The sequence below is a fragment of the Halomonas sp. CnH100-B genome (assembly GCF_024124605.1).
Lineage (GTDB): Bacteria > Pseudomonadota > Gammaproteobacteria > Pseudomonadales > Halomonadaceae > Vreelandella.
The window spans coordinates 430,992-451,611 of record NZ_JAMXRX010000001.1 but is presented as its reverse complement, the minus strand read 5'-3'; the positions used below and the strand labels follow the sequence as shown (position 1 = coordinate 451,611).

Here is a 20,620-nt window from a genome sequence, read left to right as displayed (position 1 = left end):
TCGGCCGGTAGCGGTTTGCACCGATAGGTTCAATCGGCACGCGCCCACGCCAGCAGCGGCTGGGTACGGCCATGCATGTCCAACCGGGCTTTTAGACGCACCAAATTCCAGTAGTGACCGTTGAGCGCTCGGGAGAGCAGCAGCGTATCAGCCGGGGGCTGCAGGCGGTCCATGGCCGCCCATACTTTGGGGGTGAGTTCCCGCAAGCGGCGGTGAACGCGCACGTCGCTAAAATCCTGCTCGCCGGGGGCAAACAGCGGCGTAATGCACTCGGCGGATTCCCGATACAGCGCCAGCGGCGCCCCTTGGCCCTGGCGGCCGCCCATCTTCATCAGCGCGTCATCCATGGCCATCGGGTCCTGGTCCAGGGTGGCATCCAGTAGCTGCATCATGGCTTTGAGCCGCGCTTCGGGGACGGGAATCACCGCGCCTAGATCGTAAATCACCAAACGGCCCTGCTCGTCACAGGCGAAATTGCCCGCGTGAGGGTCGGCGTGCAGTTCACGGTAGGTAAACAGCTCTTCGGTAATCCAGTCCGCCAGCGCCACCGCCACCTTTTGCCGGGTAGCGTCGTCAGCGCTCTCTAAATCCCGCAGCGGAGTGCCGTCGACAAAGCGCATAGCCAAGACGTGCTGGCCAGAGAGTTCGAACAAGGGCTCGGGAATCACTAACTCTGGGTGATCGTGATAACGCTCGCGGTAGCGGGCCAGCGCTTCGGCTTCGGCGTGGTAATCCAGCTCGTCACGCAGCCCGGCTGCCAGCTCCTCGAACAGCGCATCCAGCCGTGCTTGGGGCACCTTGAACCAGCGCCCCAGCCCCATGATGCGCCTGACTTGCTTGAGATCGCTCTCCAGCACGTCGGCAAGGCCGGGATACTGCACTTTGAGCACCACCGTCTCGCCGTCTAGCGTTACCGCTTTATGAACTTGGCCCATGGAGGCGCTGGCAAAGGGCCGCTCTTCGATCTCACAGAAGTGCTGGTCGATATCACCGTACTGCATCACCAGCGCTTCGCGAATCTTTGGCCAGGGCATGGGCTCGGCCTGACGCTGTAAACGCGCCAGCTCGTTGGCCAGGTCGGGGGGCAGCAAGTCATCCCACTGGGACATGATCTGCGCCAGCTTCATGGCCGGACCTTTCAACTCCGACAAGCCCTCGAAAAGCGCCTCGCCCAACGCCCGCCAATCCGTTTGGCCGCCTAGCCGCGTTTTTAGCAGGGCACCCCCCGTGCGGGCACCCAACCCGAATAAACGTCGTGTTCTACCGCGTTCGCGCATGAACATCACCTCTCAGTGTTTAGTGTCAGCTTACTCAATCCGCTAATTTTATACAAAAACTATACGAACAAATGACGCACGACACCTTTCAAGTACCTGTATCAATTTTCACGCCTCGACGTTCAACCCATTGAGCGGCTTCTGCTACCATGACACTCTTTCAAAGACCGCTGCCAGGGCCTACCGTATGCGCTTGATTATCGCCGAGAAACCCAGCCTCGCCCGTGCCATTGCCGACGCCCTGCCCGGTGGCGGCAAACGCCAGGAAGGCGCGATTGTGTGCGGCGATACCACGGTGACTTGGTGCCTGGGCCACCTGCTGGAGCAAGCTCCACCGGAAGCCTACGACCCCGCCGATAAACAGTGGCGCCTCGACCGGCTGCCCATCGTGCCCGGCACCTGGCAACTCGCCCCGCGCCCTAAAGCCCGTGGCCAGCTCGCGGTGATTCGCAAATTGATCAAACAGGCGACCAGCGTGGTGCACGCTGGCGACCCCGACCGCGAAGGCCAACTGCTGGTGCAAGAGGTGATCGAGCATTTGAAATACCGTGGCCCAGTGCAGCGGCTCTTGATCAGCGACCTCAACCGCCCAGCGGTCAGCCGCGCGCTGGCCAGCCTGCGGTCGAATGCTGAGTTTCAGCCGCTGTTTCAGGCCGCCCAGGCGCGCTCCCGGGCCGATTGGCTATACGGTATCAACCTGACGCGCGCTTGGACGCTCACCGGCCGCCAGGCCGGGCACGATGGCGTGCTCTCGGTGGGCCGGGTACAAACCCCAGTGCTGGGGCTGATTGTCCGGCGAGACAACAGTATCCGTGATTTCAAACCCTACCCGTTCTACCCGCTTTGGGTAGACCTACAGGTAGCGCAGGGGCAACTGCGCGCGTGGTGGGCACCGAAAGCCCATCAACCGCTGGATGAGCAAGGGCGACTGACGGACCGCACGCCCGCCGATGCCCTGGCCGCTCAACTCCCCGGCGTGCACGGCACGCTCACCCAACTAGAACAACAAGAAAAGCGACAAGCGCCACCGCTGCCCTACTCGCTCTCAGCCCTGCAGGTAGACGCCGCCCGCCGCTTTGGGCTTTCTGCGCAGATGGTGCTGGATATTTGCCAGCGGCTATACGAACAGCACAAGCTGATTACCTACCCTCGCTCCGACTGCCGCTACCTGCCCGAAGAGCACCTGGCGCTTGCCCAACGCAGCCTCTCCGGTGCCTGCCAGAATGACGACACGCTACGAGGATGGCTCCACGGGGCCGACTTCACCCTGCGCTCGAAAGCCTGGAACGACAAGCAAGTTGGTGCGCACCACGCCTTGGCACCGACCGGCAAGCCCGCCGATTTCAGCCAGCTTTCCGCCACCGAAGGCCATGTGTTTCAGCTGATCGTGCGCAACGTCATGGCGCAGTTCTACCGCCCGCTGCGCACCTTCGAAGTGAAAGCCGAGTTCACCCTGCTGAACGAAGCCTTCCGCGCGCGCGGCCAAAGCATCCTCAATCCTGGCTGGAAGCCGCTGTTCACCACCCGCGAAGACACCCCGCCGCTGCCACCGCTCACCCAAGGCGAAGCCTGCCAAGCACTCGCCGCAGGCGTGGAGGAAAAAGAGACCCGGCCACCAGAACCGTTCACCGATGCCAGCCTGATCAAAGCGATGATGAACATTGGCCGCTACGTGGAGGACCCAGAGGTGCGCCGCACGCTGCGCGACACCGACGGCCTGGGCACCGAAGCCACCCGGGCAGGCATCATTGAAACCCTGGTGCAGCGCGGCTACCTAGTGCGCCAGCAAAAAGCGCTACGCGCCACCAAACTCGGCTGCGCGCTGATCGCCGCCCTGCCCAGCGCCGTCAGCACACCGGAACGCACCGCCCTTTGGGAGCAACGCCTGCGAGCGATCTCCGAGCAGCAAGACGACCCCAACGCCTTCCAGCACGCGCTGCTGGAAGACTTACGCGCCCTGCTAGGCCAAAGCGACGCGGCTAAATTGCGCCACAGCCTACAAACCGCCCAAGGCGAAGCAGGTGCCCCTGCCAAACGCAGCGGAGCAACTAAGAAAAGCTATACGCGGCGTAAAAGTACGAGCGGTAAGACAACCACGGGGAGCCGCAGCAGCACGGCGGGGAAGCGGCGAACTAAGAAAACAACGGTCTAGGGTATTAACGGTCGATTGACGAAGCCAACGGTCACCTGTTCGCCAATCGAAAGATGCGTCAAACCACAATTATGATGGGCGAAGCGCGTTTTGCTCGGTAGCGCTAAAAAGCTATTCAATAGCTCACGAATCATATGCCCGTGAGTCACCACCAAAATTCGTGGATATTGCTGAGATAACAACAGATCTTTTGCGTGTTCAACGCGTTGCAAGAAAGCCCCCGGCGACTCATCGCTACAAGGCACTGGAACACCACTGGACAACCTCTGGTAGCCAACAGGCATCAGCGGCACCTCACTGGTGAGTACCAGTTGGCCTTCTGCTAGACACGGATGTATCTCAAACGGTAGAGAACTGGCGTCTAAAAAAGGCTGCACTGTCTTCACAGCTCGTGAAAGAGGCGAGCAAAGAATTGCATCAAGCCTCAAGGAAAGCAGCCCGCTAACAATAGCGTGAGCTTGCTCGCATCCCAGTGCCGTTAGCGTGTCATCCATCCCGCTAGAAAGCCGCCCCTCCTGGTTAGATAGCGTTTCCGCGTGACGCAGTAAAAAAATATCCATTTGCATTACGTTGGTCAGAGAGCCAAATCGTTATAGAAACCACCAAACTACCAAAAGCAGCGCGTAAACGATCAGTGACATAAGTGTGACAGGCCCAAGTAAGCGTACTTTTTTGCCTTTAAAGACAGCGCCATCTTCGCCTTCTAAGGCCACTGCGCGACCAGCAAATTGCTTGTATTGCCAACTTGCAGATAATTCGAAGATTGCGAACAGTATTACGATGATGGTGCCGATCATCTGCGCTTGAAACGCCAGCTCTATTGCCTGCACACGGCATTGATCTAACAGTGAATAATGCGCCGTCAGGAGCCCAATAGTAAACGCGGCACAGACGCCCATCATCGCAAATCGAATAGCACCTAAGTGTCGGAGCTGATTCATTAGCTCAGCGTATTGCAAATCGATCGAAAGGGGAGGCATGGCTTAGCCCTTCTGTACTTGGCGAGATGGACGCTGTCCCTATACTGACCTCGCCTCAGTACACAAGCCGCTTTGGTGCATGACCATAGGAAGTTCGGTTGTTTGCTGTAATGATAATGCTACTCCTCACCACGTCTCACTTGCCCCTGGCGGGCCGATATCCATTGGCATATCCGGTGAAATATCTAACACGCCTTGAATCTGTTTTAGACGCTCCGCCGTGGCTTCGTCGGCGGCACCGGTAATGCAGCCGATTTCCTCTAGCACTTCTCGAACCGTCAGGCCTTCCGCGCTAAGGCGGGTGGCGATGTCATGGATGGGCTGATCGCTGGAAATCGTGATCAACCATAGCGCGACCGTTGCCATTGAACGTATCTCCACAGGTCGTGCGATGGGCGTTTGGAAAGAACCGCCCAGCGCGGCGTGATGGTTAAGGGGCTTGTACCAGACCTATGCCCACTTGCGTGTCAGGCAGGGGCAAAGGTTTGGCCGATGCTACTAACTGCTCCCAAAGCTTTCGCCCACGTAGGGAGGCATCCGACTGCGCCCAGAGGGCGGCACAACCCGCCACGTGCGGCGCGGCCATGCTGGTGCCGCTGATCGATTTATGCCTCGTGGGCCGGGGCCACGACGAAAAAACATCTCGGCCAGGGGCGGCAATGTCGATTTTGCCATGATTGGAAAAGTTGGAAGGCGATAAGTTGGGATCTAAGGAAGCCACCGACATCACCGTAGGCGAGTTGGCGGGCGCGCCCGTTTGCATGGCGGCATTCCCCGCTGCGGCAATCACCAGGCAGCCGTTACGCAACGCCGCTGCCCCGGCATGGGTGTAGGCGGCTTGCACCGGGCTTTGGCTCCCTAAAGACATCGAAATCACTTCACAGCGGTTGGCAATCGCCCAGTTCAGACCCGCCAGCACTCCGGCTCCGGTACTGCTGCCTGAATTGGTGAGCACCTTACCCACTAAAATCTGCGCTTCATAAGCAATGCCGTAACGCGGCGTGGTATCACCTGGGCTTTGGGGGCCACAGGCTGTGCCAATGCAGTGGGTGCCGTGCCCGTTCATATCCTGCACGGCCTCTCCTACAAACGAGCGGGTCACGAATTCTCTGTCGGCAAAATCCGGGTGCCCCAGATCCATACCGGTATCCAACACGGCGACTTTAATGCCCGCCCCGCTCCAGCGGCTTTGCGGCACTTTACAACGGCTCAATCCCCACGTGGGCCGAAGCGCCGCTTCAAGCTCTGACGCCCCCTCTTGGGCATCCAGTTCAACGCCTAAATCCCGTGCAATAGTCGTGGCAGCGCGTAAAAAGCCGCGCAAGTACTCGTAATTCTCTGAAAACGCAAAGTACTCCGGTTCGATGATGTCGACGGGGCTATCCGCCGCAAGCGTATTCAACACGCTCATCCCGTGCTGCTCTATGGCATCACCGCCAATCAGCGCCACGCCAATTTCGGGAAACACCATGGCTTCTGCGTCGCCGGCGTCTTCCAGGCTCACCGCTTGGTCAGTGAAATCGCGAGCATCCGCCACGCGAAAGTTCTGGGCCTTGAGCGCCTTGATGCCCGCTTCCACTTGGCCATCGCGGTAGCTAATCAAAAAGCGCCCGGTCTCTAGACAGCTTCCCCCACGTTCCAAGGCGTCCAGCAGTAGCTTTTCGGTGCCACACGAGACCGTGGCACGTGGCGGTTTTGTGGGCGTCGTGCCGCTACCTATCGGTTTTTTCGCCATCATCGACATCCTTTTCTTTGCGCATCAACAAAAAACGGCGGGCTAAGAATCAGTGTCCGCCGTTTCAGCTTAACGCACCTGAGGCGCTTCGCCAGGAAGCGAGGCGTTGGCTCAGTCGTCGAAGGCAGGCATGCGCTCGTCATCGCGCAGCGTGAGCACCTCTACGCCGCTTGCCGTGACGGCCACGGTATGCTCCCACTGCGCCGAGAGCTTCTTATCGCTGGTCACCACGGTCCAGCCGTCGCGTTTGGTTTTGATCTTGGCGTTGCCCATGTTCACCATCGGCTCGATGGTGAACACCATACCCTCTTTCAACGTGAGGCCTTTGCCTGGCTTACCGTAGTGCAGCACCTGAGGCGCTTCATGCATGTCGCGCCCGATGCCGTGGCCGCAGTATTCGCGGACGATGGAGTAACCGTGGCGTTCGGCATGGTGTTGAATGGCATGCCCCACGTCTCCCAGCGTGGCACCGGGTTTCACGGCATGAATGCCTCGCCACATGGCTTCGTAGGTCGTATCGACCAGCCGTTGGGCATTGGGAGTGACCGTGCCCACCAAATAGGTTTTGCTGGCATCGGCGATAAAGCCGTTTTTCTCAAGCGTGATGTCGACGTTGACGATATCGCCTGAGGCCAACCGCTGGGTTTCAGAAGGAATGCCGTGGCACACTACATGGTTCACCGAGGCATTGAGCACGTAGGGGTAACCGTATTGGCCTTTACTTGCCGGGCGCGCCTTTACTACATCGACGATGTAGCGTTCGGCCCAGCGGTTGATATCCATCGTGGAAATACCCGGCTCAATGCGTGCGTCTAAATAGCCAAACACCTGCGCCAGCAGCCGACCCGCTTCACGCAGTAACTGAAGCTCTTCGGTTGTTTTCAGCGTCACCCTATTCACCCATCACCATCCTGATATCCACGTCGGCTTGCTTCATTTGCTCCCGCATGATGTCAGAAAAGGTCAGGCCGGGGTTCGCCTCCGCCAGCATGCCGATTTTGATCCAGTACTCCGCCTGGGCATTGATGGAGCGCACCATCACACCGCTCGCTTTACGCAGCTCTTCATGCAGCTGGTCGTTGATTTTGACGATCCCCATGGCAACCTCGATATATGCTTCGAATACGAAATGTATACGAATCATATATACCCTTAGCACAAGCGGCAAGCCGCCGCGAAGCAGGGTCTAATGGCGCGGGAGCGGTGCCCACGCCAGCACTTTTTGGCGCAGCATCTGCTTTTGGGACGCCAGTGCGGCTTGCCACTCGGCGCACTCCTGGCGCTCTGGTCCGGTGGTTTCAGTGCGTGCACTAAACGCTTCCAGCCAAGCTTGGCGTACGCAAAGATCCTGATAGCGACCCAATACTCGCTGACGGCGTTTCAACTCCTTCAAGAACGATGTAGAGGTCGTCGGGTGCAGGTCGGCCAAATAACGAAGACGCTTCACGTCCTTGCGCAGGTCATGAAACGATGCGTCAGGGTCGTCGATCGAGAGCGCCGCCAGCGCCTTTTGATGCTGCTTCACCCGCTCATCGAGCACTGCTTGAATGCGTTTGGGCGACAGCTTGGCCAGCGCCTGCCTACACGCCTTTGACGCTAGCCAGCGCTGCCACTCCTCAAGGGCCTCGGGGTAGCCCGGCGCATTCAACTGCTGGCACAGCGCCACGTGCTCCGTCCGTTGGCAGCTCTGTAACCACTGGCGCAGGTGCTGCTGGGTCGAGATCGAGAGGGGTACCTCGACGTCATCGAGATCAGCCAGCACCACATCGAGATCGCGCAGGTCGCTGGTGGCGCGGGCGTGCCGCTTGAGCTGCGTTAGCCACGGCTTCCACCCAGACGCCTTCGTGATGGCGCGCACCGATTCCAGCATCGCCCGGCTGCGGCGCAGGCTCACCCGGTATTGATGAAGAAACTCAGGGTCGACACCCGCCATCACGCCGGGTTTCAGCGCCTTCACCCGCTGGTGTTGATACACCAACGCCTCATGCAAGCGGTTTGCAACATCGCCATTGGCTTGGGGCGGCTCGTCGGCACGACGCTGGAACAGCGCGTAGCTGGCGGTATCAGGTGTTAAGCCACCGGTGAGCGTGGCACTGCCCGGCTCTAGCGCGTTCCAAGGGGCATCAGGCAAGGTGAAATGCAGCACGCTGCCAGTGGGTAGCGAGGGAGGCGCGTCGTCGTCGAGCCACTGCGCCAGCTCGACCAAGGCGGGATTATGGCCAATCACCAATACCCGCTCGGTGTCATTGGGCAAGGCTTTGAGCCACGCGAGCAGCGCATCGCCGTCGAAGGTGTAAAGCGCGTCATCCAGCAGCACGTGGCGATCTAATTGACGCTGAAGATGCAGCGATTCGATGGCATCGAAGGTTTGTCGGGTACGTAACGCTGTGCTAACACAAACCTTACCCGCCAACGACTGCCAGCGCTGTAGTACATACGCCATGGCGTGTGCTTGGCGCACGCCACGCTTGCTCAACGGGCGTTGATGGTCGGTCATCTCGCCGCTGGGCTGTTGGGCTTTGGCGTGCCGCATTAACGTGAGGTGCCGCATGGGAGGCCTCCCAAGCTAAAGGTCATGAGCCAAGTTTAGACCAGCCATCGCTTTGCAGGGCAACGGCGCGTTGCTCGCTCAGCACTGCGCCGGCGCCACGCTGCGAAAAGTCTCCGTGGCCTCTTCCAGCGCCCCTTGCAGTGACCGAATGCGCGATTCGTGTGCCGGGTGCGTCGATAAAAACTCCGGAGGCTGGCCATCACTAGCCGCCGCCATGTTCTGCCACAGCGCCACACTCTGCTGGGGGTCGAAGCCCGCGCGGGCCATGATATCCAGGCCCATCAAGTCGGCTTCTTCTTCGTGGGTACGGCTGAACGGCAGGCTGATGCCCAACTGGGCCCCTACGCCCAGCGCCTGCATCAACTGCTGGCTGCCAAACTCGCCCTCCCCCAGAAGCCCCACCATCAGCAGCACGGCTTTAATGCCGAGCTGCTGGGTCAAGCGCTCGTTGCCGTGGTCGGCCAACACGTGGGCGACTTCATGCCCCATCACTGCGGCAAGCTGGGCCGGAGTTTCCGCCACCCGTAGCAGGCCGCTATGCACCCCAATGCGGCCACCCGGCAGCGCGAAGGCATTGGGAGATGGGTCCTCGAACACCACCACCTCCCAACGCTCGGGGAAATCGAGCCCTGGGTAGCTCGCTTGCGCACCCGCCACTACTTTTTGCGCCACGCACTGCACTAGTTGGTTTGCTTGCGCATCGCGGCTGATCGGCTGAGTGTTGCGTAGCTGATTGAAGGTATCTGCGCCCATGTCTGCCATCAGCGGGCCGGGGACCAGGGCCAGTTGGGAGCGCCCGGTGGGCGTTTCACCACAGCCCGCCAGTAACGCCAGCAGCGCAAGCCAGAAAAGGGGGCGTACATATCGCTTTTGCATAAACAAGGGTCGCCTACATCAAGAAACGTAAGCCAGAGTATACGGCGCTTTGAAGGCCTGTCGCGCGTCGCGCTGTGTTTACATTCCGCCTCTATGCTGGATATCAAGCGCACAAGCAGGCATGGTGGTGGTATTGCTTACCATTAACGAACCAACAGGAGATGACGCAATGCCACACCGCTTTACTCAAACCCTGCGCATGATGGGCCTGCTATCGATCTTGGCGTTTTCAACCAGCGCCTTCGGCCAACAGCCGGGCGCCGCGTCCGGCGAGAATGTCACTACCGAGTCGTTTCAAGACTGGGAAGTGCGCTGCCAGGAGGGCCAGGGCCCGACACGCTGTGCAATGGTACAAATGGTTACCCAACCCGGCAGCGATCAGCCCTTGATGCAGGTAGTTCTCGATTACCCGCCGCAAATCGACGGCCCGGTGATGAGCTTCTTCGTCCCGCTGGGCGTGCGCTTGGCCGCGGGCTTGCAACTGGTAGTGGATGACGGCGAGCCCATCCAGTTCCCCTATCAGGTTTGCCAACAGCAAGGCTGCCGTGCCGACGCCCCCATCGAGCCGTCGATGTTGCAGCAGCTGCGCAGTGGCAATACGGCCACCCTCAGCATGATTGGCCCACGCGGTGATCGCATGGACCTGGACATTTCGCTGATCGGCTTCACCGACGCCAGCACGCGCATTGCGCCCTAAGGCAACGTCCGAGCAGCTCGGCGCGCAAGGGTGTTCAGCAGCGCAAGCGCGAGGCACAACCAAGACGCCCCCGGATTCCGGGGGCGTTTGTGTTACTAAAGGCTGGATGTAGTGAGGGGTTTATTAACTCTCGTTGAGGACCGCTTCCGGGAAGTAGCGACGCAGCATCCGGTTCTGGAAATCATCCACGAAACGGCTGTTGATGATGATAATGAACCGCTCGAAAGGTGCCTCGCTGTCGAGCTGCGCGATTCCGTCCACGCTGTGAAAGAGCCGATCATCGCGCAGATGAAGGATATCACCGGGATTGAGCGTGATATCCACCAGGGGCTGCGTGCCAGCCTTGTCTGCGTAAAGATGGTTTTCGGCCCCCGCCACGTTTTCCCGATTGAGGACCAGAATGCTGAGGGCCTTGCAGCCATCGGCATGAATGCCCTGCCCCTGAAGGGGGTCGACGCGGCCTTCTCCGCGAACGCCGGTGATCTGCATCAACATGGGTTCGTGGGCGCCAATATTCCAAAGTTTTGCCCAGGCGCGAACGAAGTCGTTCACATCGGGGCGTGCCAAAAACTCCTCAGTCAGCGGATCGTAATACCGCAGGCGGTCCGCCATGCTCTCCGCATCGTTAAAAGCACCGCCCTGTGCCATGGGGCACTGCCCCATCTCCTCCACGTCTCCCTGATCATTCAAAGCCAGCCACGACATCCGCTTCCAGCGAAGGTTGACGTAGGGGTCACGTGGCAGGTCCGCCACGAACCCCTGCCAAGCAGCCAGATCGATGCGATCCCGAATATCGGTTGTCGCCCAATCGTGATGTTGCAGCGCTTTGGTCACGTCCGGCTTCCAATAATCGGCGAGTGAATCCGCAGGCATGGCGGTGATATCGACACCGTGATTGAAAGTATCGAGTTTCATGTAAGTATTCTCCTGTTAACTGGGCGACATTGCCCGGCGTGGCCGGTGTGAACACCAAAGCCAACAGGATGAAAATGAAAAGAACGGCAGGAATATGTCAAAGAAATGTAGTTAAAGAGAGTGATTTCGTTGAAAAAAGAATCAGGCCAAGGATGCCGTTTTATGTGTAGGTTATCCCCTACGAATGGGTGTAGGATGCTTCATATAAGGTGCCTACTGTTGCCATCACGATGGCGCTTAAACGTATTACCTCTCTAAGTGAATACCATGACGGCCAGCGACTCTCGACAACATAGAGATTCGAAGCACCTGAAGAAACATCGCAGGGCGTTGTCTAGTGCGCTGGTGTCAGAGGCAACAAAGCCCTCTTCAACGGATGGCAGCGCTCCGCAAGAAGCCGACCAAGACGCCGTCGCGTTAGTACGCCGCCAATACCTAGAAAGCGAGCAGCGATTTCGCTCCCTGCTAGAGAGCCTGCCGAAGGTGGCGGTTCAGGGATATGATCGTGATCGCCGAGTGATTTACTGGAATGAAGGAAGCACTCGCCTCTACGGCTACACCGCCGAAGAAGCCCAAGGGCAGTTACTGGAAGACCTGATCATCCCTGCCTTCATGCGTGACGGCGTGATCCAAGCGCATCGTGCCTGGATTGAAAAAGGCGTCGCTATCTCCGCCGGTGAGCTCGAACTCAAGCACAAAACCGGTGAGCCGGTATCGGTCTATTCCCAGCACCTGATGCTCAATGAGCACACCGATTCCCCCTTGCTGTTTTGCGTGGATGTCGACCTTTCCGGCCAAAAGCGTGCCCATCGTGAACTAGAATTCGCCACCCGGTTTGACAGGCTCACCCATCTTCCCAATCGCCAGACTTTCGAGGTCGACCTAGACGGTTTATTGGATTCCTGTCGGCGCTTAGGTCATGGCCTAGCCACTATCTACGTGGACATCGATCACTTCGTCGAGATCAATGATGCCCTGGGTTACGATCAGGGTGATCGCCTGCTCGTTGAGTTGACCCGGCGGCTACGCGAGTGCCAACGCGCCACGGACCTCGTGTCCCGCGTCTCTAGCGATGAATTCGTGCTGGCCTTTCCCTGCGCCCAGCTAGCCACCGATGTGAGGCGAGTCGTTCGTCGTGTCCAGAATGTATTCCGGCAACCTTTCGTTCTCGATGGTCGGGAGCGTCAGGTCACCGCCTGCCTGGGCGTGGCGCTTTTTCCCGAAAATGGCGACTCGTCTCGCGAATTGATCCGTAATGCCGATGTGGCCAAGAACCGCGCCAAACTGGCGGGCCGGGGGACGCTGCGCTTCTTTCAGCAGAAGCTTCATGATGAGCTGGTGCGTCAGCACCACCTCTCGGCGCGACTCGAAGAAGCCTTGGATAACGGCGAATTTTCCCTCCACTACCAGCCACAGGTCTCGGTGGCCAGTGGACGAATAGAGAACCTCGAAGCCTTGATCCGCTGGGAGACGAGCGAAGGCCCGGCGATCTCCCCTGCCGAGTTTATTCCACTGGCCGAGCGTTCTGGCTTGATTCATCGCCTGGGCGACTGGGTCATCGAAGAGGCATGCCGCCAGCAAGCGGAATGGCGCGCCAAGGGATTTCTTCACCACCGCATCGACATCAATATCTCGGGTCGCCAATTGGTGCGCCTCGATGCACTCAAGCGCTTCGAAGATTCACTGCAGCGCCACGGCTTAGGGCCGCGAGATATCGGCATCGAACTGACCGAGAATATCCTGATCGAAGCCGACGAGACCGTCCTGGAGGACCTGCGACGCCTCTATCATCGCGGTATTCGCATTGCCCTCGATGACTTTGGGACCGGCTACTCCTCCCTGAGCTACCTCAAGCACTTTCCCGTCACCGCCTTGAAGATCGACCGCTCCTTCATCCACGACGCGCCCATGCAGCCGAAGGACAGGGCCATCATGGAGGGTGCCATCCTCATCGGCCACCGGCTGGGATTAGAGGTAGTGGCCGAGGGCGTCGAGAACGCCGAACAGTTATCCCTGCTGCGCGATATGCACTGCGACCTCGTCCAAGGATTCTTTTTCTTCCGCCCGATGCCTGCCCAGGAAATCGAACGGCTGTTGAGTGGGTTTGTGGCTGGTCATGAGGGGGTGTCGGGCTGAGGGGTGTTGTGGTTTGGCGTGCATCTCTATTAGTTGCCGTATTTTGGGGAGCTTGTGGGCGACCTCTATTGATTGGTGGGGTTGAACCTGGGGCCATGGCTGGAGGGCTGTTGTCGGCCAGGAGCGGTCTTTTAGCGGTCGCTGATATGACATCCAGTTTAATTCGCTGGCTTCAGAGCAGCCGATCGTGTTGCCGCCACTCATCCTGATACTGGGTGCCCGAGTTCGACAGTTAGAAGCGTAAATAACTGATTTTTTCGGAAAACACGTTTCCAGAATTGGCACTACAACAACCACCAATCGGCGTAGATGGTTGATTTTGTGAAAGAAAAAAAACCTCGTATCGCAACTGCATACCAGCACGATACTGACAGACTCACCAGGATGGTAAGCTGTGCATGAGGTAAAACGTATCACTACAAAGGCCGTTGATTGAATAAAATCAATAGGTTACACGATGAGCTATCGAACTCGGGACGTGGTGTCCTCCTGACAGACGGCTGATGTCTACACTAAAGCATGTGCAGCTCAAAAGGAGAAAACTTCAAAAGCATATACAGACAACGCAATTACAATAACTAGAGATGCCATTATAAAAACATCCATATACTTTCTCATAGCAAATCCATGGGAATGCAGATTAAAGCATTATAAAAATGAATTCGCCTTCCACCTCTTCTCTTAAATCATTCACTTCGCATCTCTTCATGCTTGATTATAAACAAAGCCGCATAGATCACCTGCTCTATGAGCCAAATCCTTTAATTAAAAACCTCAAAACGTACATTTCCACTCGAGTCTAGATAACCTGCACAAAAGTAGAATGACCGAACACCTACTATAACGAAAAAGCAGTAGGGGCTGTGGCCATCAAGAACAACCTTCTTCCACCCTACTATGTCGATGGGTGATGGCTTAGGACTATCTTCTGGGTGAGTATGCCATTCTCCAAGATAGCCGACTTCGCTATTTGAAGCCTGCCAGGCCTCAAGAGCCACCTGATAATGGCTACAATCCCGCCTAATGAACTGAAATCGGGATTGAATATCATGCCCACCAGGTGCCGTGACATCGGCGATATCAAGATAGTCTTTACGTATCCGACCTAAAATCATCCCTCCCGACTCGGGAGTAGATCTTTCCGATTGTCGATATTGAAGCATTAGATCCAAGGTGACTCTTGGAAACAAAACTGCTTTCACTTTGCACTCGGCTTGGGGAAACAATACTAAGTCATCCTGCACGATGGGCACTCATCTTGTTGTTCTAGGTCATGGTCAACGAAACTAACATAATTACGTCCAGATCTCTGGCCACCTCTGAAACGAGGGGTTTCGATACCCTGATACCAGTCGACAGCTGCCTCACAAGCTAAAGAAGCTGCTTGCATAGCGGCTGTCGCCGCGTATGGAATAATGGTTTTGCAACCAACATATCGATAGTTGATAGGCTCATCGCCATGGGGAAATCTCAGCTCCCGCTCACCATCCTCTCTATGAATATACAGACACTCTCTACACGCATAACCAGCAGCACTGTTAACCAAAAGAGATCGCCAAGCCATACCTTCACCTTCTAACCAGGCATAAATGACAGGCGTACCCCCTCCACTACGCAAATGCTCCAAATGCCTATTATTCAACCATCGTGAAAAAGCTTCCAAGCCTGTTGCATCTATGATCAGATCATAACCAAAATGTAGATATTTCTGTGCATCACCGGCAATGCTATTGACGGCTACATGCGGCATTTCACGATTTATTTTTTCTTTAATTGATTCGGCCTTTGAGGTATTAAGGTCTCGCATTCCAAGTGTATGGCGTGTCAAATTACCTGTTTCCAACTCTTCTTTATCAAGGATAGTTATAATTCCGCTGGATGATCCCGCTCCCACCATAGCTAAAGCATCGGAAAGAAAGCTTCCGATTGCACCTCCTCCAATCACCAGGATATTTTGATCAGAAAAGCTAGGATTTCCATTTCTTGAATGTATGGCTTTTTTACTAGCATCTTCTACATAACATCTCTTTATAGGAATTTTAAGAAGAGGATTTTTTGGCTGATAAAGACTATAACCTCCCAATAAATGAAGTTTATCTATGGGTATTTTGACAGCTCCTTTTGAAGCTGAACCCGCCATAAAAGTAGCAACCAATGCATGACTAGGAGTCTTGATGATAATGGCTGGAATTGAGGAGATCCAAAAAACAGGGTCGGCTGTTAATTCCACAAACTCTCGCAATTTATTTGGACTATTGAGCCGAAGCCACTCCAGAAATTCTTGCAAATTTTCTGGCAAAGGTGCCGTGATATTTGTGGGCCAGTCCTGATCAACTGTGATTACAAAAGCATGTCCCACAGCATTACTAAATTCAGCATGGAGAATATTCTTTAATAGCGGATGCTCAGCATCGTAGTCTAGAGGAACCAGCCACAGAGATTGTTTTTTTCTTGTACCAATATATAGCTGATAGTAAAATGATGAAAGATTGTCATATGAATAAATAAGAGACGTATCATTCAACCAGTAAACATGAAACTCGTCCCTGTAATCTTCCAAAAGAGAAGGGTCATTGGCATCTAGTCTCGCAATAAGTTTTGAGGCAGATGTCAAACAAAGTTCTATAGCACTCTCTGGATACAAAGAGTTCAACACTACTGCATCACCTGGAGCTATATAGCATAAACTTCTATTGAAGTTGATGTGGGCATTTCTTGAGTTGTAGTGCCGTTCACCTTCTTGAAGGAAAATGATCGGATACGTTGACAACGTCCAGTCATAAATCACAATCATAACGTTTATCGGATCAATTCCCTGCCGGTCAAGCTGGCCAAAGAAACATCGATGTTCAAGGAATCCAGGAGTTGAGTCTAGTTCAAAACCGCAGCGCATCAAATAGTCTTCTATGGCCAGCTTAACTTTCATGCTTACCTATCCTGAAATAACTTCGTGATTTTGAGGTTGAGGACGTGCTTGAGCAGGTGTTGAGCTAATTTCTGCTGCACCGGGAATCCATGTAATTAGCTCGGGATCTTGTGGTACTCGATGATCCATATAGCTTTGCAAGAGTCGTAAATGGCTAGGTGCATAATCAGGGTTTCGATTCTCTACAGCATGTCTCAATGCCCCATATAGCGAATCAACCCATTGCTTAACTTCCCCTCTTTTCTCTATGGCAACACGATTTAAGTCCTCCTCAGAATGGATAGAGGGTTCAACTACTGCGCCCTGTAATCGATCGCCCAACTGCTCAAGAACATTTAGTAGTGCAAGGTCATCTCTTTCTGGATAGCTAACCCAATCCCATGATGCACAAACCATCAGAAGCACAGACGATGGGCCACCACGGTCAAAGGAGTGATCTCTAGCACCTTTTAAGTAACGACAGATACGGCGTAGCTGCCTTCCATTATCCCGTGAAAAATGCTTGTTGAAATAGTCAGCTACTTTGCGAGGGTCAGACAGCTTCCATCCTTCATCTCGTGTTGCCAAAGCTATATGGTTTAGCTCCGACCACTCTTGCTCGCGGAACGCCTCAAAGGAAGAGTCAAAAGCTCTATTTTGTGCTGACTTAGCAGCAGCGGCTTCCTTAATTTCAAGGAACTCTTTTTTCGGAGCCACATAAAGAGGGACATCAACATGAGCTTGAATGCCATTGTTTAGCTTAAGCCTGACACAGACTGCCTTATTATCGAAGGTCCATCCCTCTGCTTCAGCCAAAGGTGTGAGGCACATTTCAACCATGCCAAAATAGATATCAGCAGCATCTGACGGTGTAGTATCCCCATCACGCCAGTTTTCCATAGGGAGATAGACACCAATGTCCAAATCCATTTCTTGATGTGGTTGGCAAGGAGCATTACATGTCTTATAGGCCCATGACCCTTGCGTAAAAAATCGCGGTGTTACACCGTTGCCTTTACCAAAGTGCTGCTCAGTAGCTTCTCTAAGCCCTTGGCGAAGCGTTGCACGAATTTTTTGCTTGGCCTCCATAAGCTTTTCTACGTCATTTTCGCTAGGATCTAGCTGCTTAAGATAGCACTTTGGTTCTGCTTTTCTATTTAATACTTGGTTATAGTTCGCCACTTTAAGACTCCTGGTTAAAGAAGATCGGTTTTTCAGCTAAATGTTCCTTCCATTTCTTGAACAGGATGTTGTCATCGTGCAGTTTTTCTTGAACAACTGTGCTAGCACTTCCCTGAAGAACCTCTTGAGCATTATGATCAACACTGTCTAAGCTGATTCGTCCAGACTGCTCTTTACTCTGCCGCTTATCCAAGTTTATCAACCTGCTTTCAATAACATGACCAGCCATGAAGTCTTGCATAGCTTCTTGCGCTGTCATCTGCATTAATACAAGATTGACCCCCCATTGTTTCAAGCCTGCTTCTAGCTTCATCTTTGGGTCTATTGTTAAGTGTCCACCCATGGTGCCAACAGAAACGGCATTTATTTTCTCAGGAGTCACACCTAATATGTATACAGCCTCATGAATGGCCGCCAAAAGAGGGGAGTTGGCAATTAGCCCTCCATCGGCGTATCTATTATTATCAAATTTATGTACAGGGAAGTATATCGGTGCCGCAGAAGACGCTAAGACTGCATCTATGACTTTGCGCCTACCGTCTTGTGTGAACCTCGGGTGATGCTGGGTCTTGAAATATTGTGGACCACCTTTACTCAAATTGACAGTCGGTATAATTAACCGATGATGTAGGTCATCGAAGGTGGATGATGACAACAGGTCTTCTCTCGACAAAAGTTTCTTCAATGCATCTGCTCTATACCTTGATGCAAAGAAGCCAGGGGATTTTATTAAACCACCAAGTAGTCTTCTGGCGGCAAAGATGTCCTCACCATGTTCAGTAAACAGGGAGGGAAGCTCGGATGCAGGAAGCTCTTTTGCTACAGCTGATGCCAAGATGCTTCCTACCGAGGTCCCTGCGATCAAGTCGAATTTATTCGCTAGCGGACCACCAGCCACACGCTCAAGCGCTTTCAATATCTCAGCGCTGAAAAGACCTCGATATCCCCCGCCTGAAAGCGACAGGATCCAGAACTCCTTCTCCGGGTCCTTTGGGTTCCACGGTTTATGCTTTTGTGCTTCGACTTGCCCCATAATATGCTAGCCTCCTAGCTAATATGATTCCTGAATACGTGAGCCTGAAGCCGAGACCCGCCCTATCTCACTTCCTGCGTCATTTGTGATCACCGTTACCACCATTTTTGGTGCCGATGATTGCTGACAAGCGCGACATTGACCTTACCCAGTAATCGTGGACATCGGTCTACGAACAGCTGCATAACACGGATCGAGAAGGCCGCGGCCTTTTCCGGCATGGCCACTTTGGGTCTAGAGCTGGCACTTCATCACTTACTGCTTAGTAATAAGCATCGCAATTTTCAACTCACTATCGACTAATAAAATTATCTTAACCTCAAACCTACTAAACTATCCTTACTCCCGTCACTAAAAAATAGTCCCACTACGCCCTTTTCACTCCTTAGCCTCCCCACACCGAACGCGGTAAGCTTGGCGGCACTCACGCTGCTGAAGACGCTTTACCCATGACTACCCACTGGATTCTTGGCCCTGGGGCCATTGGCCGTTTGTTGGCGCACTCCCTAGCCCCGCTTGTTGATGTGGCGGTAATTGGCCGCCGTGCATTGCCATCGCGGCAGGTGCTGACCACGCCGGAAGGCGACGTGCGTGTTCAACATTTAACCTCACTTACCGCTGAGCGATTGGTGGCGGATACGCCTGCACCACCTGCGTTCGTGCATCTCACCACCAAAGCCATGGCCGCCGAGGCGGCGCTGTCGAGTATCGCCAGCGCGCTACCCCCTTCCACCCCGTTGGTGCTTTGGCAGAACGGTTTTTATGCTCAGCCGCGTATTACCCAAACGTGGCCCGGGCCGGTGCTGTGCGCTACCACGACTCAGGGGGCGTACTTAACCGGGGATGATGGCGTGGTACACGCCGGGCGCGGGCCAACGTTTGTGGGGGATTTGGATAACGAGCACACAAGGTTGGCGGAAGCCTTAGCGGCGCTGTTGAGTGAGGCTGGGTTTACTGCTTCGGCGGTGGGCGATATTCGTAGCCGCTTATGGCAGAAGTTAGCGGTGAACGCGGCGATTAACCCGCTGGTGGCGCTGCATGGCGTGCGTAACGGAGAGCTTCGTGGAGATGCCTACTCAGGCCGCGTAGTGGCCGTGGTGAAGGAAGTGACGGCGATTTTAGCGAAGGAAGGCGTTGTACCACCAAACGGTGGCGAGAGTGAAGCCGCCTGGCTGGCGTTGGTGTGGCAAGTGGTGGAGAACACCGCGAACAATAAAGCCTCGATGTTGCAGGATGTGGAGGCCAAGCGGCCTACCGAGCGCGGGGCGATTTTGGGGCCTTTGATTGAGCGCGCTGAGAGGCATGGGTTGGAGTGTGAGGTGTTAAAGGGGTTGGATAGGGAGTTGGCGCAGGTAGAAGCCGGGGTTGAAGACAACAGCCCAGGGGCAGCGCTGCCGCCCGTCGCGGGTGCCTCGCGTGGCTCGTTACGCCGCGCTACGGGGTGTTTGCCCCTCTTCAGCGGCGAAGATACACGATCAGCTCAACATGGGTTTTAGGTAACAGGAATCATCACGACCTTGCGATAGGCGGGGCGTTCGGCGAGCCGTTCTGTCCAGCGCGTTAGATGCAAGCGGGGTTTCCAGGTGAGGCCGCTGTTGATCAGGTTGTAGGTGAACGGGGCGATGGCGATATCGGCAAGGCCGAATTCATCGCCAGAGAACCATTGCTGCTGGCTTAACGCGGCGTCTAGCTGGGCGAAGAGTTTTTCGCAGGTGGCGATGGCGGGGTCTAGCAGTGTGCTATCGCGCTGTTCCGGTGGGGTGCGTACATAGCCCATCAAAATGGTGCGGTGGGCGGGGGTTAGCAAGCAGCTGGACCAATCCATCCACTTTTCCGTTTGCGCCCGTTTGACGGGGCTTTCAATCCATAAATGGTTAGGGGCGTACTGCGCCGCCAAATAGCGGAGGATGGTGTTGGACTCCCACAGCACGCTTTGCGTCGCGTCGTCTTTGAGTAGCGGCACTAGGCCATTGGGGTTCATGGCAAGGTATTCCGGCGTGTCGTTGACGCCGTGCTGCAAACCCGCCATGACCATCTCGAACGGCAGTTGCAGCTCTTCCAGTGCCCAGAGCACTTTCTTGACGTTGGTGGAGTTGTTGCGGCCCCAAAGCGTAACCATGGCAGTCCTTGTTGTTGGTTAGTTTTGTGGCGCGACCAGGGCGGCGTTGCCGCCCTTCGCGG

The 20,620-nt window shown here is 55.4% G+C and carries 19 protein-coding genes; 4 read left to right on the top strand and 15 right to left on the bottom strand.

Annotation, left to right across the window (positions count from 1 at the left end):
• Positions 1-29: 29 nt before the first annotated feature.
• Positions 30-1,277 carry an AarF/ABC1/UbiB kinase family protein gene (locus tag NH398_RS01965; protein ID WP_253016147.1) on the bottom strand — a complete coding sequence of 416 codons (1,248 nt, stop codon included), beginning with the start codon at positions 1,275-1,277 and terminating at the stop codon, positions 30-32.
• Between the two features lie 187 nt (positions 1,278-1,464).
• On the opposite strand from NH398_RS01965, the gene NH398_RS01960 reads away from it, so the two are divergent.
• Positions 1,465-3,429, top strand: coding sequence for a DNA topoisomerase III (locus tag NH398_RS01960; protein WP_253016145.1), 1,965 nt, complete (start codon positions 1,465-1,467; stop codon positions 3,427-3,429).
• Here the strand turns inward: NH398_RS01960 and NH398_RS01955 are convergent.
• The 8 genes from NH398_RS01955 to NH398_RS01920 form a co-directional block, all read right to left on the bottom strand.
• The gene (locus NH398_RS01955) at positions 3,426-3,989 is read right to left on the bottom strand and encodes a histidine phosphatase family protein (protein WP_253016143.1); all 564 of its coding nucleotides are present in this window, start codon (positions 3,987-3,989) and stop codon (positions 3,426-3,428) included. The two genes, NH398_RS01960 and NH398_RS01955, sit on opposite strands and share 4 nt — an antisense overlap.
• 30 nt (positions 3,990-4,019) lie before the next feature.
• Positions 4,020-4,409 (bottom strand): hypothetical protein, encoded by a 390-nt coding sequence (locus NH398_RS01950; protein WP_159342437.1) that lies wholly within the window; start codon positions 4,407-4,409, stop codon positions 4,020-4,022.
• Between the two features lie 126 nt (positions 4,410-4,535).
• Positions 4,536-4,775, bottom strand: a complete 240-nt coding sequence (locus NH398_RS01945) for a hypothetical protein (RefSeq protein WP_253016141.1) — start codon at positions 4,773-4,775, stop codon at positions 4,536-4,538.
• A 64-nt stretch (positions 4,776-4,839) separates the two neighbouring features.
• Positions 4,840-6,144, bottom strand: coding sequence for a S8 family serine peptidase (locus NH398_RS01940; protein ID WP_253016139.1), 1,305 nt, complete (start codon positions 6,142-6,144; stop codon positions 4,840-4,842).
• A gap of 111 nt (positions 6,145-6,255) precedes the next feature.
• Positions 6,256-7,044 (bottom strand): type I methionyl aminopeptidase, encoded by a 789-nt coding sequence (gene map / locus NH398_RS01935; protein WP_253016137.1) that lies wholly within the window; start codon positions 7,042-7,044, stop codon positions 6,256-6,258.
• Positions 7,037-7,243, bottom strand: coding sequence for a ParD-like family protein (locus tag NH398_RS01930; RefSeq protein ID WP_159342440.1), 207 nt, complete (start codon positions 7,241-7,243; stop codon positions 7,037-7,039). The genes map and NH398_RS01930 overlap by 8 nt, the downstream gene beginning before the upstream one ends.
• 87 nt (positions 7,244-7,330) lie before the next feature.
• Positions 7,331-8,695, bottom strand: coding sequence for a CHAD domain-containing protein (locus NH398_RS01925; protein ID WP_253016135.1), 1,365 nt, complete (start codon positions 8,693-8,695; stop codon positions 7,331-7,333).
• A gap of 78 nt (positions 8,696-8,773) precedes the next feature.
• On the bottom strand, positions 8,774-9,571 hold the full coding sequence (locus NH398_RS01920) for a M48 family metallopeptidase (protein WP_253016133.1): 798 nt from the start codon (positions 9,569-9,571) through the stop codon (positions 8,774-8,776).
• Positions 9,572-9,740: 169 nt separating this feature from the next.
• On the opposite strand from NH398_RS01920, the gene NH398_RS01915 reads away from it, so the two are divergent.
• Positions 9,741-10,268, top strand: coding sequence for an invasion associated locus B family protein (locus NH398_RS01915; protein ID WP_253016131.1), 528 nt, complete (start codon positions 9,741-9,743; stop codon positions 10,266-10,268).
• Positions 10,269-10,391: 123 nt separating this feature from the next.
• On the opposite strand, the gene NH398_RS01910 is transcribed toward NH398_RS01915, so the two are convergent.
• On the bottom strand, positions 10,392-11,183 hold the full coding sequence (locus tag NH398_RS01910) for a 2OG-Fe dioxygenase family protein (RefSeq protein WP_253016129.1): 792 nt from the start codon (positions 11,181-11,183) through the stop codon (positions 10,392-10,394).
• 345 nt (positions 11,184-11,528) lie between these two features.
• Between NH398_RS01910 and NH398_RS01905 the strand changes: the two genes are divergently transcribed.
• Positions 11,529-13,319, top strand: a complete 1,791-nt coding sequence (locus NH398_RS01905; protein ID WP_253016127.1) for a GGDEF domain-containing phosphodiesterase — start codon at positions 11,529-11,531, stop codon at positions 13,317-13,319.
• A 761-nt stretch (positions 13,320-14,080) separates the two neighbouring features.
• Here the strand turns inward: NH398_RS01905 and NH398_RS16785 are convergent.
• The 4 genes from NH398_RS16785 to NH398_RS01890 all read right to left on the bottom strand — a co-directional run bounded on the left by NH398_RS16785 (position 14,081) and on the right by NH398_RS01890 (position 18,439).
• The gene (locus NH398_RS16785; RefSeq protein WP_366070033.1) at positions 14,081-14,482 is read right to left on the bottom strand and encodes a Mov34/MPN/PAD-1 family protein; all 402 of its coding nucleotides are present in this window, start codon (positions 14,480-14,482) and stop codon (positions 14,081-14,083) included.
• 65 nt (positions 14,483-14,547) lie between these two features.
• Complete coding sequence (locus NH398_RS01900) at positions 14,548-16,245, bottom strand: ThiF family adenylyltransferase (protein ID WP_253016125.1); 1,698 nt, start codon at positions 16,243-16,245, stop codon at positions 14,548-14,550.
• A gap of 6 nt (positions 16,246-16,251) precedes the next feature.
• Entirely contained in the window at positions 16,252-17,406 is a 1,155-nt protein-coding gene (locus tag NH398_RS01895; RefSeq protein WP_253016123.1) for a cyclic GMP-AMP synthase DncV-like nucleotidyltransferase, read from the bottom strand.
• A 1-nt stretch (position 17,407) separates the two neighbouring features.
• Positions 17,408-18,439: a CBASS cGAMP-activated phospholipase gene (locus NH398_RS01890; protein ID WP_253016121.1), complete on the bottom strand. Its 1,032-nt coding sequence runs from the start codon at positions 18,437-18,439 to the stop codon at positions 17,408-17,410.
• Positions 18,440-18,888: 449 nt separating this feature from the next.
• Between NH398_RS01890 and NH398_RS01885 the strand changes: the two genes are divergently transcribed.
• Positions 18,889-19,935 carry a 2-dehydropantoate 2-reductase gene (locus NH398_RS01885; RefSeq protein WP_253016119.1) on the top strand — a complete coding sequence of 349 codons (1,047 nt, stop codon included), beginning with the start codon at positions 18,889-18,891 and terminating at the stop codon, positions 19,933-19,935.
• Here NH398_RS01885 and NH398_RS01880 read toward each other — a convergent pair.
• Positions 19,932-20,558, bottom strand: coding sequence for a glutathione S-transferase family protein (locus NH398_RS01880; RefSeq protein WP_253016117.1), 627 nt, complete (start codon positions 20,556-20,558; stop codon positions 19,932-19,934). The two genes, NH398_RS01885 and NH398_RS01880, sit on opposite strands and share 4 nt — an antisense overlap.
• Positions 20,559-20,620: the final 62 nt, after the last annotated feature.

Coding starts and splice junctions, on each gene's coding strand:
- NH398_RS01965 (WP_253016147.1), bottom strand. CDS start 1,277: ATGCGCGAACGCGGTAGAACACGACGTTTATTCGGGTTGGGTGCCCGC.
- NH398_RS01960 (WP_253016145.1), top strand. CDS start 1,465: ATGCGCTTGATTATCGCCGAGAAACCCAGCCTCGCCCGTGCCATTGCC.
- NH398_RS01955 (WP_253016143.1), bottom strand. CDS start 3,989: ATGGATATTTTTTTACTGCGTCACGCGGAAACGCTATCTAACCAGGAG.
- NH398_RS01950 (WP_159342437.1), bottom strand. CDS start 4,409: ATGCCTCCCCTTTCGATCGATTTGCAATACGCTGAGCTAATGAATCAG.
- NH398_RS01945 (WP_253016141.1), bottom strand. CDS start 4,775: ATGGCAACGGTCGCGCTATGGTTGATCACGATTTCCAGCGATCAGCCC.
- NH398_RS01940 (WP_253016139.1), bottom strand. CDS start 6,144: ATGGCGAAAAAACCGATAGGTAGCGGCACGACGCCCACAAAACCGCCA.
- NH398_RS01930 (WP_159342440.1), bottom strand. CDS start 7,243: ATGGGGATCGTCAAAATCAACGACCAGCTGCATGAAGAGCTGCGTAAA.
- NH398_RS01925 (WP_253016135.1), bottom strand. CDS start 8,695: ATGCGGCACCTCACGTTAATGCGGCACGCCAAAGCCCAACAGCCCAGC.
- NH398_RS01920 (WP_253016133.1), bottom strand. CDS start 9,571: ATGCAAAAGCGATATGTACGCCCCCTTTTCTGGCTTGCGCTGCTGGCG.
- NH398_RS01915 (WP_253016131.1), top strand. CDS start 9,741: ATGCCACACCGCTTTACTCAAACCCTGCGCATGATGGGCCTGCTATCG.
- NH398_RS01910 (WP_253016129.1), bottom strand. CDS start 11,183: ATGAAACTCGATACTTTCAATCACGGTGTCGATATCACCGCCATGCCT.
- NH398_RS16785 (WP_366070033.1), bottom strand. CDS start 14,482: ATGCTTCAATATCGACAATCGGAAAGATCTACTCCCGAGTCGGGAGGG.
- NH398_RS01900 (WP_253016125.1), bottom strand. CDS start 16,245: ATGAAAGTTAAGCTGGCCATAGAAGACTATTTGATGCGCTGCGGTTTT.
- NH398_RS01890 (WP_253016121.1), bottom strand. CDS start 18,439: ATGGGGCAAGTCGAAGCACAAAAGCATAAACCGTGGAACCCAAAGGAC.
- NH398_RS01885 (WP_253016119.1), top strand. CDS start 18,889: ATGACTACCCACTGGATTCTTGGCCCTGGGGCCATTGGCCGTTTGTTG.
- NH398_RS01880 (WP_253016117.1), bottom strand. CDS start 20,558: ATGGTTACGCTTTGGGGCCGCAACAACTCCACCAACGTCAAGAAAGTG.